The sequence below is a fragment of the Streptomyces sp. NPDC002889 genome (genome assembly GCF_042888425.1).
GTDB lineage: Bacteria > Actinomycetota > Actinomycetes > Streptomycetales > Streptomycetaceae > Streptomyces.
Genome location: NZ_JBIAPT010000012.1, coordinates 62,060 through 76,854, shown reverse-complemented (window position 1 = coordinate 76,854; position 14,795 = coordinate 62,060). Strand labels below are relative to the sequence as shown.

Sequence of the window (14,795 nt, the reverse complement as noted above, 5' to 3'; positions counted from 1 at the left end):
GCTCGGTGCGCTGACCGCGGCCGCCGTCCGGCCCCCGATCGGACGGCCCGGGCCGAAGGCTTAGGACCAGCGGTGCAGGGCACCTCGGCCAAAGGAGCATGGCGCGGCGTGGAAGGGCCGACCAGACTGTGTCCATGGACACGCCATCGCAGCCGCATCCCGCGCCGCCGCCCCCGCCGTCGGCCGAGACCGTCGACGCCTATCTGCGCCGTATCGGAGCAGCCCGGCCCGAGCGTGCGGATGCCGCGGCCCTGCGTGAGCTGCAGCTGCGGCACTTGTCCGCCGTTCCCTTCGAGAACCTTTCGATCCATCTGGGGGAAAGTCTGGTCCTGGAGGACAAGCCGCTGCTCGACAAGGTCGTCCGGGCCCGCCGGGGCGGGTTCTGCTACGAACTCAACGGCGCGTTCGCCGCGTTGCTGCGCGGCCTCGGCTTCGGCGTGACACTGCTGCAGGCCCGGGTCTTCGGACCGGGCGGGCGGCTGGGTATCCCGTACGACCACCTCGCCCTGCGCGTGGAGACCGCGGACGGCACAGGCCCCTGGCTGGCCGATGTCGGATTCGGCGATCACAGCCACCATCCGCTCGCGCTCGAGGAGCGGGGTGAACAGAGCGATCCGGCCGGTACGTTCCGGATCGTCGGGGCGCCCGACGGGGACCTCGACGTACTGCGGGACGGCGAACCGCAGTTCCGGCTCGACCAGCGGCCGCGCGAGCTGGCCGACTTCGAGGCCGGCGCCTGGTACCACCGGACCTCGCCTGCCTCCCACTTCACCCAGTCCCTCGTCTGCTCCCGGCTCACGGAGGACGGCCGCATCACCCTCAGCGGCCGCACGCTGGTCACCACCGTGCACGGCGAGCGGGCGGAGCGGACGCTCGGGGACGACGCCGAGGTGCTGGCGGCGTACCGGGACCGCTTCGGCCTGGAGCTGGACCGGGTCCCGGAGGTCAGGCCGGCGCACGGCTGAGAAACGGCACAATGTTGCGGTGGACGATGTGAGACATGTGCTGGTACTGCCCGACCGTGATGCCGCGGAGGAGGTCGCCGGTGCCATCGGCGACCGGTTCGGCGTGGCCGAGGAGCCCCAGCTGGTACGGGACGCCCTGGCCGGTGAGGACGACGCCGAGGACGCCCAGTGGCTGGTGGTCGTCGAGGACCCGGAGGGCAGGCTGGAGGCGGCCGCCCTGGACGAGTTCGTCGCCGACTGGGACGGCTGGCGTGAGGCGCTCTGACGGTCCCCCCGGGGCTGTCGGTGGCCCGTGGGATGCTTGACCGCGATGACCCGCTCAAGAAGCCAGCAGAATCCGACCGACGATCCACTCGGCCCCGTCACGCTCGCCGTGGGCCAGGAGGACCTGCTCCTGGACCGCGCCGTGCAGCAGGTGGTGGCGGCCGCCCGGGCCGCCGACGCCGACACGGACGTGCGCGACCTCACCGCCGACCAGCTCCAGCCCGGCACGCTCGCCGAGCTGACGAGTCCGTCGCTCTTTTCGGAGCGCAAGGTCGTCATCGTGCGCAATGCGCAGGACCTCTCGGCCGACACGATCAAGGACATCAAGGCGTATCTCGGCGCTCCGGTCGAGGAGATCACGCTGGTGCTGGTGCACCCCGGCGGCGCGAAGGGCAAGGGGCTGCTGGACGCGGCCCGCAAGGCCGGGGCGCGCGAGGTCGCGTGCCCCAAGACGACCAAACCGGCGGAGCGGCTCACTTTTGTACGTGCGGAGTTCCGTGCGCTGGGCCGGTCCGCGACACCCGAGGCGTGCCAGGCCCTGGTCGACTCCATCGGCAGCGATCTGCGGGAGCTGGCGAGTGCGGTCTCCCAGCTGACCGCGGATGTCGAGGGGACCATCGACGAGGCGGTCGTCGGGCGGTACTACACCGGCCGCGCCGAGGCCTCGAGCTTCAATGTGGCCGACCGGGCGGTGGAGGGACGCGCGGCCGAGGCCCTGGAGGCGTTGCGCTGGTCGCTGTCGACCGGGGTCGCCCCAGTGCTGATCACCAGCGCGCTGGCCCAGGGGGTGCGGGCGATCGGCAAGCTGTCCTCGGCCCGCGGCGGCCGGCCCGCCGATCTCGCCCGTGAGCTGGGCATGCCGCCGTGGAAGATCGACCGGGTCCGCCAGCAGATGCGCGGCTGGACCCCGGACGGCGTGGCGCTGGCGCTGCGGGCGATCGCCGAGGCGGACGCCGGGGTGAAGGGTGGCGGGGACGACCCGGAGTACGCCCTGGAGAAGGCTGTCGTGACGGTCGCGAGGGCGGCGCGCCCGCGGCGCTAGGAGGCAGTGAGGGGACCGCGCGGCGCGCGGTGTCCGGCAAGAAGCCCCGTGTACTCCACAGTCAGCACGGACGACAACGGCCCCACGCACGACAAAGGCCCCGGTTCGCCGTCCTGGGGAAGGACGGTGGCCGGGGCCTTCGTTTTCAAGCTTGGTGCGCCGCACCCGCGTGGCGAACGCAGGCCGCGTGCAGCGCGAGGGTGCCGGTCGGGAGCGGATGAGAGGGCCCGCTGGGTCCCTAACGGCGATCAGTCAAGATGCTCAGCCCTGGAGGGAGCCAACCTTGGCAGCCAGCGCCGACTTCTTGTTGGCGGCGGCGTTCTTGTGGATGACACCCTTGGAGACGGCCTTGTCGAGCTTGCGGGACGCCTCACGGACGGCCACGCCTGCCTTCTCGACGTCGCCGGCGGCGACAGCCTCACGGGCCTTGCGGATCGCGGTCTTGAGCGAGGACTTGACGGCCTTGTTGCGCAGGCGCGCCTTCTCGTTCGTCTTGTTCCGCTTGATCTGGGACTTGATGTTCGCCACGAAAGAGCCTTTTCAGGTTCGATGATCTCTGAGGTTGTGTCGTGTGCACGAGAGCGCACGAGACACAGCTGCCCAGGCTACCAGTCGCTGGTTGGACGGCCCAAACCGGGCGCAGTCCCGCACCCGTGGGACGATGGAGGCCTACGTATCGATCCGACATCGCCCCGACGAGCTCCAACCGACCCGGCGTCTGCCAAAGAATCAGGACCCTGCGTGCCCGCGACTCCTCCTCACGTGCCCGAGCCGAGCCGTACCGACCCGGCTCTGATCCGCAATTTCTGCATCATCGCGCACATCGACCACGGCAAGTCCACGCTTGCCGACCGGATGCTGCAGCTGACCGGTGTGGTCGACCAGCGGCAGATGCGTGCCCAGTACCTCGACCGGATGGACATCGAGCGCGAGCGCGGCATCACGATCAAGTCCCAGGCGGTCCGTCTGCCGTGGGCGCCGACCGAGGGTGTCGGCCAGGGCAGGACCCACATCCTCAACATGATCGACACGCCGGGGCACGTGGACTTCACCTATGAGGTCTCCCGGTCCCTGGCCGCGTGCGAGGGGACCATCCTGCTCGTCGACGCCGCCCAGGGCATCGAGGCGCAGACCCTCGCCAACCTCTATCTGGCGATGGAGAACGACCTCGCGATCGTCCCGGTCCTCAACAAGATCGACCTGCCGGCCGCCCAGCCGGAGAAGTTCGCCGAGGAGCTGGCGAACCTGGTCGGCTGCGACCCGGACGACGTGCTGCGGGTCTCCGCGAAGACCGGTATGGGTGTCGAGGCGCTGCTGGACCGGGTCGTGCGCGAGGTCCCGCCCCCGGTCGGCGTGGCGGACGCCCCCGCCCGCGCGATGATCTTCGACTCGGTCTACGACTCCTACCGCGGTGTCGTCACGTATGTACGAGTCATCGACGGCCAGCTCAACAAGCGCGAGCGCATCCGGATGATGTCCACCGGTGCCACCCACGAGCTGTTGGAGATCGGCACCAACTCCCCGGAGATGCTGCCGGCCGACGGCCTCGGCGTGGGCGAGGTCGGCTATCTGATCACCGGTGTGAAGGACGTCCGCCAGTCCAAGGTCGGTGACACCATCACCACCTTGCACAAGGGCGCCACCGAGGCCCTCGGCGGCTACAAGGACCCGAAGCCGATGGTCTTCTCGGGTCTGTATCCGCTGGACGGCTCGGACTATCCCGAGCTGCGCGAGGCGCTGGACAAGCTGCAGCTCAACGATGCCGCGCTGGTCTACGAGCCGGAGACCTCCGCGGCCCTCGGCTTCGGTTTCCGTGTCGGCTTCCTGGGCCTGCTGCACCTCGATGTGATCCGTGAGCGCCTGGAGCGCGAGTTCGGCCTCGATCTGATCGCCACCGCCCCCAACGTGGTCTACCGCGTGGTCATGGAGGACGGCAGCGAGCACACGGTCACCAACCCGAGTGAATTCCCCGAGGGAAAGATCTCCGAGGTCCATGAGCCGGTCGTACGGGCCACGATCCTGGCGCCGAGCGAGTTCATCGGCTCGATCATGGAGCTCTGCCAGACCCGCCGCGGCACCTTGCTCGGCATGGACTACCTGTCCGAGGACCGGGTCGAGATCCGCTACACCCTGCCGCTCGCCGAGATCGTCTTCGACTTCTTCGACCAGCTGAAGTCCAAGACCCGGGGTTACGCCTCCCTCGACTACGAGCCCACCGGCGAGCAGGCCTCCAGCCTGGTCAAGGTCGACATCCTGCTGCACGGCGACAAGGTCGACGCCTTCTCCGCCATCACCCACAAGGACGCGGCCTATGCCTACGGTGTGCGGCTCGTCGCCAAGCTGCGCGAGCTCATCCCGCGGCAGGCGTTCGAGGTGCCCATCCAGGCGGCCATCGGCTCGCGGGTCATCGCCCGCGAGACCATCCGCGCCATCCGCAAGGACGTCCTGGCCAAGTGCTACGGCGGTGACATCTCCCGTAAGCGGAAGCTGCTGGAGAAGCAGAAGGAAGGCAAGAAGCGGATGAAGATGGTCGGCAGCGTGGAGGTCCCGCAGGAGGCCTTCATCGCCGTGCTCTCGAGCGACGAGGGCGGCAAGAGCAAGAAGTAGCCCGTGGGAGGCCGCATCCCGCCGCGGCTGTCCCGTTCTGTCCCACCCGTCACGACAGGCGCCCGTCCATCACCCGGACGGGCGCTTTTCGGTCACCTGCGCATATGCCATTCGTTACATGTATCGTGCACCGACCAACCGCTCATGAGAGCCGACCTGCACTCTGTTCGTTATGAAGCGGCAGCCCGCAGGCTCTTACGCGCCGGTCCTGTGCGCTCTACCCTGATCACGGCTCGATGGTTACTCACCAGTTAAACAACCAGCCAGTTGCAGTGCTGCCGCAGGCCCGGAGGACGTCGTGAGCGATACCCAGACCCTGATCGAGAACCGACCGCCGTCCGTGGCGGTCCTGTTCACCGAGCGCGTCGGGGCCACGCCCGACGGCGAGGCGTACCGCTATCCGGTGCCCCCTGCCTCGGGATCGGGCCCCGACGATTGGAAGTCCCTGAGCTGGGCCCAGGCCGCCGAGCGGGTCTACGGCATCGCGGCCGGGCTGATCGACCTCGGGGTGGGCTCCGAGGAGCGCGTCGCGCTCGCCTGCGCCACCCGGGTCGAGTGGATCCTGGCCGACCTGGGCGTGATGTGCGCGGGCGGAGCGACCACCACGATCTACCCGTCGACCAATGCCGAGGAGTCGGCGTACATCCTCTCCGACTCCGAGAGCCGGGTGCTGATCGCCGAGGACGCCGCGCAGCTGGCCAAGGCGCGCGAGCGCCGGGCCGAGCTGCCCGAGCTGCGCCATGTCGTGGTCATCGACCCGGCGGGTGTGGAGCCGGACGCGTCCGACCCCGAGGGCTGGGTGCTCACGCTCGCCGACCTCGAGGCGCGCGGTGCGAAGTACCTCGAGAAGCACCCGGAGGCCGTCAAGGAGCGGGTCGGGGCGATCACCTCCGACCAGTTGGCGACGCTCATCTACACCTCCGGCACCACCGGCCGGCCCAAGGGTGTGCGGCTGCCGCACGACAACTGGTCGTACATGGCCAAGGCCATGACCGCGACCGGTCTGATCGGCAAGGACGACGTCCAGTACCTGTGGCTGCCGCTTGCGCACGTCTTCGGCAAGGTGCTGACCTCCGGGCAGATCGAGGTCGGACACGTCACCGCCGTCGACGGCCGGGTCGACAAGATCATCGAGAACCTGCCCGTCGTGCAGCCGACCTACATGGCGGCCGTTCCGCGGATCTTCGAGAAGGTCTACAACGGGGTCGCGGCCAAGGCGCGGGCCGGCGGCGGCGCCAAGTACAAGATCTTCCAGTGGGCGGCCGGGGTGGCCCGTGAGTACGCCAGGACCACCCAGGACAACTTCCGCCGCACCGGCAGCGCCACCGCGCCCTTCGGCCTGAGCACCAAGCACAAGATCGCCGACGCGCTCGTCTACTCCAAGCTGCGTGAGGCGTTCGGCGGCCGGCTGCGCGCCGCGGTCTCCGGCTCGGCGGCCCTCGCACCCGACATCGGCTACTTCTTCGCCGGCGCCGGGATCCACATCCTGGAGGGCTACGGCCTCACCGAGTCCAGCGCGGCCTCCTTCGTCAACCCGGGCGAGGCCTACCGCACCGGTACGGTCGGCAAGCCGGTGCCCGGGTGCGAGGTGCGTATCGCGGACGACGGCGAGATCCTTCTGCGCGGCCCCGGCATCATGGACGGCTACCACAAGCAGCCCGAGAAGACCGCCGAAGTCCTCGAGCCCGACGGCTGGTTCCACACCGGCGACATCGGCGAGCTGTCCGCCGACGGCTATCTGCGGATCACCGACCGCAAGAAGGACCTGATCAAGACCTCCGGCGGCAAGTACATCGCACCGGCCGAGGTCGAGGGCCAGTTCAAGGCGGTGTGTCCGTTCGTCTCCAACATCCTGGTGCACGGCGCGGACCGTAACTTCTGCACCGCGCTGATCGCCCTGGACGAGGCGACGATCCTCGGCTGGGCCAAGGAGAACGGCCTGGACGGCAAGTCCTACGCGGAGATCGTGGCGTCGCCGCAGACCGAGCAGCTCATCGAGGGCTATGTGAAGCGCCTCAACGAGGGCCTGCAGCGCTGGCAGACCATCAAGAAGTTCCGTCTGCTGCCCCGTGATCTGGACATCGAGCACGGTGAGCTGACGCCCAGCCTCAAGCTGAAGCGCCCGGTCGTCGAGCGCGAGTACAAGAACCTGATCGAGGAGATGTACGACGGATCCCGCGAAGCGTGATCCCGCGAGCGTGGTCCCGCGGAGCGTGATCCTCGCGACCCGCTCGACCACGCACAAGCAGGCATAACGGGACAGGGCCCCACTCACTTCGGTGACTTCGCGCTTATGAACGGGCGCGGTCTGTCACTCTGTCGGTGTCATCAAGCGGCGCATTGCCAGCACCGACCAGGAGCCGTACGTGGGGTCCCTTCCGATGCAGCGAGACACCGGTGCACGCTCAGCACCCGTGTACACCGCGCGAATCGACGTGTGCCCAGTGGCCCGGACCAGTCTTCCGGGCACCCTCCTCGCGCCCTCCGCCGCGCGCCGGTTCGTGCGTGCCGCGCTCGCCGACTGGGCCGGGCTCGGGCTGCTCGGGCTCTGTGCGCTGTGTCAGGGCGGTGCGGGCTGCCCGCCGGGCGGTCACAGCACCGACCGGTTCGTCGACGACGTCGTGCTCGTCGTCGACGAGCTCGTCACCAACGCCGTCGTACACGCCGGCACCACCGCCGAACTGCTCTGCAGGTTCGAGGCATCGACACAGCAGGCGCCCGCGGCCGTGGTGGTCGAGGTCTCCGACCACCATCCCGCCAGAACCGTCAACAGCGAACCGGACGGCGCCGACCAGTCGGGCATCCCCGAGTACGGACGGGGCCTGCACCTGGTCGGGGCGATGGCCGAGCGCTGGGGCATCACCTTCCACGCCGCCCTCAAGACCGTCTGGGCCCGGCTGCCCGTCGACGGCTGGGACACCCGCTCACTGCCCGCTGGCGACCCGGTGGCAGGCCGCGGGTCGGCAGGCGCCGAACTCCTTGTGCCCGGCAGGCAGCGGGCCGGGCGCGACGACCGGGACTGGGAGGGCCGCGGCGCCCTGTCGTTCCTCGCCGAGGCATCCGATCTGCTCGCCGGGCAGCTCGACGAGGACATGGTTGCGGCCCTGGCCGGACAACTGCTGGTGCCACGGCTCGCCGACTGGTGCGCGATCTGGCTCGACGGCGAGTCCGGGCGGTCCGTCGGCGGCAAGGGGCCGGGCGGGGGCTCGCCGCGGCTCGCCCGGGTCTGGCACAGCGACGAGTCCCGTATCGAGCAGCTGCACGAGGCCCTGGACCGTGAGCCGCCGTCGCTGCCCGGCGGGGTGCGCAGCGGGACCGTCCCGATCGCGTGGCCGCCGGCCGGAGAGCCCGGCTCCGGGGACGGCACGGCGGCGCTGGCCTGCCCGCTCGTCGCGGGAGGACGCGCACTCGGCGTGCTGCTGATCGCGCGCCACGGGCTCCTCCCGGTGCCCGGCGAGATGACATCGCTCATCGAGGACTTCGCCCGCCGCGTGGCCCTGGCGATCAGCGCAGCGCGCCAGTACACCCGGCAGGCCACCATCAGCCAGGTCCTCCAGCGCGGGCTGCTGCCCAGCAAGGTCGGTCAGATCCCGGGCGTCGACTCGTTCCTGGTGTACGAGCCGAGCGACGACGGGGTCGCGGGCGGCGACTTCTACGACATCTTCCCGGCCGGGTCCGGCGGCCGATGGTGTTTCATGCTCGGCGACGTCCAGGGCAGCGGCCCGGAGGCCGCCGTCGTCACCGGGCTCGCCAGGCCCTGGCTGCGGCTGCTCGCCCGCGAGGGCTACCAGGTCGCCCAGGTGCTGGACCGGTTGAACGGACTGCTGCTCGACGACGCGACCGAAGCGGCGGAGGCGGCCGCACTGCTGGTCGCAGCCGCGTCCGCCGCCTCCTCCGGCGGGCAGGGCGTGCAGGAGGGGCCGCAGGCCCGTTTTCTGTCCCTGCTGTACGGCGAGGTCGTGGCCTCGCCCGCGGATGCCGGCGGCGGAGGGGGCGTGCGGTGCACCCTCGCCAGCGCCGGACATCCGCTGCCGCTGCTGCTGCGTCCCGACGGGACCGTGCACGCCGCGGCCGAGCCGCAGATGCTCCTCGGGGTCGTCGACGACGTCGCGTATCAGAGCCGGACGTTCGAGCTCGAGCCCGGAGACACCTTGCTGTGCGTGACCGACGGGGTCACGGAGCGGCGGTCGGGATCGCGGATGTTCGACGACGAGGACGGGCTGGCCAAGGTGCTCGCCGGGTGTGCCGGTCTGCCCGCGCAGGGGGTCGCGGAACGGATCAGGGCGGCGGTGTACGAGTTCGCGCAGGCGCCGCCGAAGGACGATCTGGCGCTGCTGGTGCTCCAGGCCCGGTGAAACGACCCCCGCGGGGCCCACAGACCGGTTTCGACCCGGGGCGTGGGCACGGGGCAGGTCAGGGCGGTCGGCGGGCCGGGCCATTGCGGGTGGCGTGCCGGGCGGTGGGTCACGGAGAGGTCCGGGGCCGCTCACGGGGCCGCGGGGCCGTTCCGCCGGGCCCGGGGGTGACGCGGGCGCAGGCTCGGGGGCGCCGTTCCGCCGGGTCGCCGGGCGGCGCGTGCGGGGCGGCCGAAGCCTCTGGCCCGGCGCCGTGCCGGGCCACCCGGCCGGTGACGGACAATGGGGGGCATGCCTTCCGTACTGCCCGATGGCGAGCCCATGCCCGAGGACGGCGCGCTGCCCGCGTCCGCCCTCGACGGTGCCGGGAACCGGCCGCTCGCCTTCTACCTGCACGTGCCGTACTGCGCGACGCGCTGCGGCTACTGCGACTTCAACACCTACACGGCCACCGAGCTGCGCGGATCGGGCGGCGTGCTGGCCTCCCGCGACAACTACGCGGCCACCTTGGCGGACGAGGTACGCCTCGCCCGCAAGGTGCTCGGCGACGACCCGCGGCAGGTACGGACGCTGTTCGTCGGCGGGGGTACGCCGACCCTGCTGGCCGCCGGCGATCTCGTGCGGATGCTGGACGCGGTGCGTGAGGAGTTCGGGCTCGCGGACGACGCCGAGATCACGACCGAGGCGAACCCGGAGTCGGTCGATCCCGCGTATCTGGCGGAGCTGAGGGCCGGCGGCTTCAACCGGATCTCCTTCGGCATGCAGAGCGCCCGGCAGCATGTGCTGAAGGTGCTCGACCGCACCCACACTCCCGGCCGGCCCGAGGCATGCGTCGCGGAGGCGCGCGCGGCCGGCTTCGACCACGTCAATCTCGACCTGATCTACGGCACACCCGGCGAGAGCGACGACGACTGGCGGGCCTCGCTCGACGCGGCGGTCGGCGCGGGGCCGGACCATGTGTCGGCGTACGCGCTGATCGTCGAGGAGGGCACCCAGCTGGCGCGCCGCATCCGGCGCGGCGAGGTCCCGATGACGGACGACGACGTGCACGCGGATCGCTATCTCATCGCGGACGAGGTGCTCGGCGGGGCGGGCTTCGACTGGTACGAGGTCTCCAACTGGGCCACCTCGAAGGCGGGCCGCTGTCTGCACAACGAGCTGTACTGGCGCGGCGCGGACTGGTGGGGCGCGGGACCGGGCGCGCACAGCCACGTCGGTGGCGTGCGCTGGTGGAACGTGAAGCACCCCGGCGCGTACGCGGCGGCGCTGGCGCAGGGACGGTCTCCGGGTGCGGGGCGCGAGGTGCTGGCGGCGGAGGACCGCCGGGTGGAGCGGATCCTGCTGGAGCTGCGCCTGCGCGAGGGCGTGCCGATGTCGCTGCTGCGCCCGGCGGGGCTGGCGGCGGCGGACCGTGCGCTGGCGGACGGGATGCTGGAGCCCGGGGCGTACGGGGAGGGGCACGCGGTGCTGACCCTGCGGGGGCGGCTGCTCGCGGACGCGGTGGTGCGAAACCTGGTGGACTGATCACTCTCCGGAGTGAACCCCTCCGGACCTGCCCATCGACGTGCTCGATCTCACCCCGGAGACCTCCGGGGTGCGGGCTCTTCCCGGCATCTAACCCGGGGTCGTGACGAAGTCGATCAGCTCCTCGACGCGCCCCAGCAGTTCCGGCTGCACGTCCTTGTACGAGTGCACCGTGGACAGGATGTGCTGCCACGCCGCGCCCGTGTTGGCCGGCCAGCCCAGTGCCTTGCACACGCCCGTCTTCCAGTCCTGGCCGCGGGGGACCGCCGGCCAGGCGGGGATGCCCAGCGAGGACGGCTTCACCGCCTCCCACACGTCGATGTACGGATGGCCGACGACCAGGACGTGCGGGTCCGTCACCGCCGCCGCGATACGGGATTCCTTCGAACCCGGCACCAGGTGGTCGACCAGGACGCCCAGGCGCGCGTCCGCGCCGGGGGCGAACTGCGCGACGATGGCCGGGAGGTCGTCGATGCCCTCCAGGTACTCGACCACCACACCCTCGATCCGCAGGTCGTCGCCCCACACCCGCTCCACCAGCTCCGCGTCGTGGCGCCCCTCCACGTAGATCCGTCCCGCGCGCGCGACGCGTGCGCGGGCGCCGGGGACCGCGATCGAGCCGGAGGCCGTACGGGCGGGGCGGGAGGCGCCCGACGGGGCCGGGCGGACCAGGGTGACGACCTTGCCCTCCAGCAGGAAGCCGCGCGGGTCCAGGGGAAAGACCCGGTGCTTGCCGAAGCGGTCCTCCAGGGTGACCGTCCCCGCCTCGCAGCGGAGCACCGCGCCGCAGAAGCCGGTGGTGACCTCCTCCACGACCAGATCGGGCTCGGCCGGGACCTCGGGAGCGGGGCCCGATCGCTTCCAAGGGGGCGTCAGGTCAGGGCTGTAGCTGCGCATTTCGCCGACGCTACGACACCCCGAAGCGCTCCGCCAGCGCGTCACGCTGCCGGCGAACGAAGGCCGCGTCGACCACCGCCCCGTGCCCGGGGACGTACACCGCGTCCTCGCCGCCGAGTGCGAGCAACCGGTCCAGCGCGGCCGGCCAGCGTGAGGGGATCGCGTCCGGGCCCGCCTGCGGCTCGCCGGACTCCTCGACGAGGTCGCCGCAGAAGACGACCTCGGGGTCGCCCGGTACCAGCAGGGCGAGATCGTGGCCCGAATGGCCGGGGCCGACGTTGGCCAGCAGGACCTGCAGGCCGCCGAGCTCCAGCGTCCACTCCCCGCACACCAGGTGGTGCGGCGCGACGAGCAGGTCGGCGGCCTCCGCGGCCTCGGCCGCAGGGACCTTGTGCCGTACCGCGTCGCCGCGGATCGCGTCCCGCTCCCGCCGCATCAGCGCATCGACCCCGACCGCGCCGTAGACCTCCGCCCCGGCGAACGCCGCGGTCCCGAGAACATGATCGAAGTGCGGGTGGCTCAGTGCGATATGCGTCACCCGGCGGCCGCCCAGCAGGGCCTGCGCCTGGGCGCGGATCTCGGCGCCCTCGCGGATCGTCGAGCCCGTGTCGTACAGCAGAACGGCGTCCGCACCGGCCACCAGACCGATGGTCGCGTCCCAGATCGGCATCCTGCGGCGGCCGACTCCGTGGCCGAGTCGTTCCCAGCCGGAGTCTTCCCAACTCACGTCCATACGGCGACGCTATCCGCATCGACCAGCGCAGTCTCCCGAATGGGTGCCCGTCCGCCCTTGCTAGGCGTATACCCGGCGGCCGTACACTGGCGAGGGGAATGCTGGCACTCGGGATCGCCGAGTGCCAGGTGAAAAACCGAGGAACCACAGCTGGAGGTGCGCGCGATGCTCAGCGAACGCAGACTCGAGGTGCTGCGCGCCATCGTCCAGGACTATGTCGGCACCGAGGAGCCCGTCGGCTCCAAGGCCCTCACCGAGCGGCACAAGCTCGGCGTCTCCCCGGCCACCGTCCGCAACGACATGGCCGTGCTGGAGGAGGAGGGTTTCATCGCCCAGCCGCACACCAGCGCCGGGCGGATCCCCACCGACAAGGGATACCGGCTCTTCGTCGACCGCCTGGCCGGCGTCAAGCCGCTGTCGTCGCCCGAGCGCCGCGCCATTCAGAACTTTCTGGACGGAGCGGTCGACCTCGACGACGTCGTGGGCCGTACGGTGCGGCTGCTGGCGCAGCTGACCCGGCAGGTCGCCGTCGTCCAGTACCCTTCGCTGACCCGGTCCACGGTCCGGCATGTGGAGCTCCTCCCCCTCGCGCCCGCCCGTCTGATGCTCGTGCTGATCACGGACACCGGACGGGTCGAACAGCGCATGATCGACTGCCCCGCGCCCTTCGGCGACACCTCGCTCGCGGATCTGCGGGCCCGGCTCAACAGCCGGGTCGTCGGACGCCGCTTCTCGGATGTGCCGCAGCTGGTGCAGGACCTTCCCGAGTCCTTCGAGCTCGAGGACCGCAGTACCGTCTCCACGGTGCTCTCGACTCTGCTCGAAACCCTGGTCGAGGAGACCGAGGAGCGGCTCATGATCGGCGGAACAGCCAATCTGACCCGCTTCGCACACGACTTCCCACTGACCATCAGGCCGGTGCTCGAGGCGCTCGAGGAGCATGTGGTGCTGCTCAAGCTGCTCGGCGAGGCCAAGGACTCCGGCGACATGGGCATGACCGTACGCATCGGTCATGAGAACGCTCACGAAGGCCTCAACTCCACGTCCGTCGTCGCAGTCGGCTACGGTTCGGGCGACGAGGCAGTTGCCAAACTCGGCGTGGTCGGACCGACCCGCATGGACTACCCCGGAACGATGGGAGCGGTACGCGCAGTGGCACGTTACGTCGGACAGATCCTGGCGGAGTCGTAAGTGGCCACGGACTACTACGCCGTACTCGGCGTGCGCCGCGACGCATCACAGGACGAGATCAAGAAGGCCTTCCGCAGGCTCGCCCGTGAACTCCACCCGGACGTGAATCCGGACCCGAAGACGCAGGAGCGCTTCAAGGAGATCAACGCCGCCTACGAGGTGCTGTCGGACCCGCAGAAGAAGCAGGTCTACGATCTCGGCGGGGACCCCCTGTCGCAGTCGGGCGGCGCGGGCGCGGGCGGTTTCGGAGCGGGTGGCTTCGGCAACTTCTCCGACATCATGGACGCCTTCTTCGGCACGGCGTCGCAACGCGGCCCCCGCTCGCGCACGCGGCGCGGCCAGGACGCGATGATCCGCCTCGAGATCGAGCTCAACGAAGCGGCCTTCGGCACCACCAAGGACATCCAGGTCGACACGGCCGTGGTCTGCACCACCTGCAGTGGTGAGGGCGCGGCGCCGGGCACCTCGGCGCAGACGTGTGACATGTGCCGCGGCCGCGGCGAGGTCTCGCAGGTCACCCGGTCCTTCCTGGGCCAGGTCATGACCTCGCGGCCGTGCCCGCAGTGCCAGGGCTTCGGCACCGTCGTGCCGACCCCGTGCCCGGAGTGCGCCGGCGACGGCAGGATCCGCTCGCGCCGCACCCTGACCGTGAAGATCCCGGCAGGTGTCGACAACGGCACCCGGATCCAGCTCGCGGGCGAGGGCGAGGTCGGCCCGGGCGGCGGTCCCGCCGGTGATCTGTACGTCGAGATCCATGAGCTGCCGCACCCGGTCTTCCAGCGGCGCGGGGACGATCTGCACTGCACGGTGACGATCCCGATGACGGCGGCGGCTCTGGGTACGAAGTGCCCGCTGGAGACGCTCGACGGCGTGGAGGAGATCGACATCCGGCCCGGTACGCAGTCCGGCCAGTCGATCCCGTTGCACGGGCGCGGCATCACACATCTGCGGGGCGGCGGCCGTGGCGATCTGATCGTGCACGTCGAGGTGACCACACCGACCAAGCTGGACCCGGATCAGGAGCGGCTGCTGCGCGATCTGGCGAAACTGCGCGGCGAGGAGCGACCGTTGGGTCAGTTCCAGCCAGGGCAGCAGGGGCTGTTCTCGCGCCTGAAGGACGCGTTCAACGGGCGTTAGGCCCGGGGCGGCCAGGGCCCGGGGGTGACCCCCGGGCCGGCGCCGTCGGCCCGGAGGGCAGGGGCTGGTTCCGCCCCCCA

Annotated in this window: 12 protein-coding genes; 9 read left to right on the top strand and 3 right to left on the bottom strand. The window is 70.9% G+C overall.

Translation table 11 applies throughout. The annotated features are described in order from the left end of the window. The first annotated feature begins 134 nt into the window (after nucleotides 1–134). From ACFYWI_RS19715 to holA, 3 genes are read left to right on the top strand one after another with little or no spacing between them, the layout of a single operon-like run. Nucleotides 135–965 (top strand): arylamine N-acetyltransferase, encoded by an 831-nt coding sequence (locus tag ACFYWI_RS19715; RefSeq protein WP_389233683.1) that lies wholly within the window; start codon nucleotides 135–137, stop codon nucleotides 963–965. A gap of 19 nt (nucleotides 966–984) precedes the next feature. After that, nucleotides 985–1,230, top strand: a complete 246-nt coding sequence (locus ACFYWI_RS19710) for a hypothetical protein (protein ID WP_389233680.1) — start codon at nucleotides 985–987, stop codon at nucleotides 1,228–1,230. A gap of 45 nt (nucleotides 1,231–1,275) precedes the next feature. Further along, a complete protein-coding gene (holA, locus tag ACFYWI_RS19705; RefSeq protein ID WP_389233677.1) occupies nucleotides 1,276–2,271 on the top strand; it encodes a DNA polymerase III subunit delta in 996 nt (331 codons plus the stop codon). Between the two features lie 261 nt (nucleotides 2,272–2,532). On the opposite strand, the gene rpsT is transcribed toward holA, so the two are convergent. Beyond that, on the bottom strand, nucleotides 2,533–2,799 hold the full coding sequence (gene rpsT / locus ACFYWI_RS19700; protein ID WP_389233674.1) for a 30S ribosomal protein S20: 267 nt from the start codon (nucleotides 2,797–2,799) through the stop codon (nucleotides 2,533–2,535). A gap of 213 nt (nucleotides 2,800–3,012) precedes the next feature. On the opposite strand from rpsT, the gene lepA reads away from it, so the two are divergent. The 4 genes from lepA (at nucleotide 3,013) to hemW (ending at nucleotide 10,757) form a co-directional block, all read left to right on the top strand. Beyond that, on the top strand, nucleotides 3,013–4,878 hold the full coding sequence (lepA, locus tag ACFYWI_RS19695; protein ID WP_389233671.1) for a translation elongation factor 4: 1,866 nt from the start codon (nucleotides 3,013–3,015) through the stop codon (nucleotides 4,876–4,878). A 298-nt stretch (nucleotides 4,879–5,176) separates the two neighbouring features. After that, the gene (locus tag ACFYWI_RS19690) at nucleotides 5,177–7,066 is read left to right on the top strand and encodes an AMP-dependent synthetase/ligase (protein ID WP_389233668.1); all 1,890 of its coding nucleotides are present in this window, start codon (nucleotides 5,177–5,179) and stop codon (nucleotides 7,064–7,066) included. A gap of 193 nt (nucleotides 7,067–7,259) precedes the next feature. Beyond that, the gene (locus ACFYWI_RS19685) at nucleotides 7,260–9,233 is read left to right on the top strand and encodes a SpoIIE family protein phosphatase (RefSeq protein WP_389234119.1); all 1,974 of its coding nucleotides are present in this window, start codon (nucleotides 7,260–7,262) and stop codon (nucleotides 9,231–9,233) included. 291 nt (nucleotides 9,234–9,524) lie between these two features. Next, nucleotides 9,525–10,757 carry a radical SAM family heme chaperone HemW gene (hemW, locus tag ACFYWI_RS19680; protein ID WP_389233665.1) on the top strand — a complete coding sequence of 411 codons (1,233 nt, stop codon included), beginning with the start codon at nucleotides 9,525–9,527 and terminating at the stop codon, nucleotides 10,755–10,757. A 90-nt stretch (nucleotides 10,758–10,847) separates the two neighbouring features. Here the strand turns inward: hemW and ACFYWI_RS19675 are convergent, their stop codons facing one another. Together ACFYWI_RS19675 and ACFYWI_RS19670 are read right to left on the bottom strand one after the other, a co-directional pair. Then, the gene (locus ACFYWI_RS19675) at nucleotides 10,848–11,654 is read right to left on the bottom strand and encodes a DUF3097 domain-containing protein (RefSeq protein WP_389233662.1); all 807 of its coding nucleotides are present in this window, start codon (nucleotides 11,652–11,654) and stop codon (nucleotides 10,848–10,850) included. A gap of 10 nt (nucleotides 11,655–11,664) precedes the next feature. Then, nucleotides 11,665–12,387 (bottom strand): MBL fold metallo-hydrolase, encoded by a 723-nt coding sequence (locus tag ACFYWI_RS19670; RefSeq protein WP_389233659.1) that lies wholly within the window; start codon nucleotides 12,385–12,387, stop codon nucleotides 11,665–11,667. 165 nt (nucleotides 12,388–12,552) lie between these two features. Between ACFYWI_RS19670 and hrcA the strand changes: the two genes are divergently transcribed. Together hrcA and dnaJ are read left to right on the top strand one after the other, a co-directional pair. Next, entirely contained in the window at nucleotides 12,553–13,578 is a 1,026-nt protein-coding gene (hrcA, locus tag ACFYWI_RS19665; RefSeq protein ID WP_389233656.1) for a heat-inducible transcriptional repressor HrcA, read from the top strand. Then, nucleotides 13,579–14,715, top strand: a complete 1,137-nt coding sequence (gene dnaJ, locus ACFYWI_RS19660; RefSeq protein ID WP_389233653.1) for a molecular chaperone DnaJ — start codon at nucleotides 13,579–13,581, stop codon at nucleotides 14,713–14,715. Nucleotides 14,716–14,795 lie beyond the last annotated feature (80 nt).

Bases quoted from the DNA above. Each gene is read 5' to 3' on its own strand.
- ACFYWI_RS19670 (WP_389233659.1), bottom strand. From the start codon at position 12,387: ATGGACGTGAGTTGGGAAGACTCCGGCTGGGAACGACTCGGCCACGGA.
- ACFYWI_RS19715 (WP_389233683.1), top strand. From the start codon at position 135: ATGGACACGCCATCGCAGCCGCATCCCGCGCCGCCGCCCCCGCCGTCG.
- hemW (WP_389233665.1), top strand. From the start codon at position 9,525: ATGCCTTCCGTACTGCCCGATGGCGAGCCCATGCCCGAGGACGGCGCG.
- holA (WP_389233677.1), top strand. From the start codon at position 1,276: ATGACCCGCTCAAGAAGCCAGCAGAATCCGACCGACGATCCACTCGGC.
- ACFYWI_RS19675 (WP_389233662.1), bottom strand. From the start codon at position 11,654: ATGCGCAGCTACAGCCCTGACCTGACGCCCCCTTGGAAGCGATCGGGC.
- ACFYWI_RS19685 (WP_389234119.1), top strand. From the start codon at position 7,260: ATGCAGCGAGACACCGGTGCACGCTCAGCACCCGTGTACACCGCGCGA.
- hrcA (WP_389233656.1), top strand. From the start codon at position 12,553: ATGCTCAGCGAACGCAGACTCGAGGTGCTGCGCGCCATCGTCCAGGAC.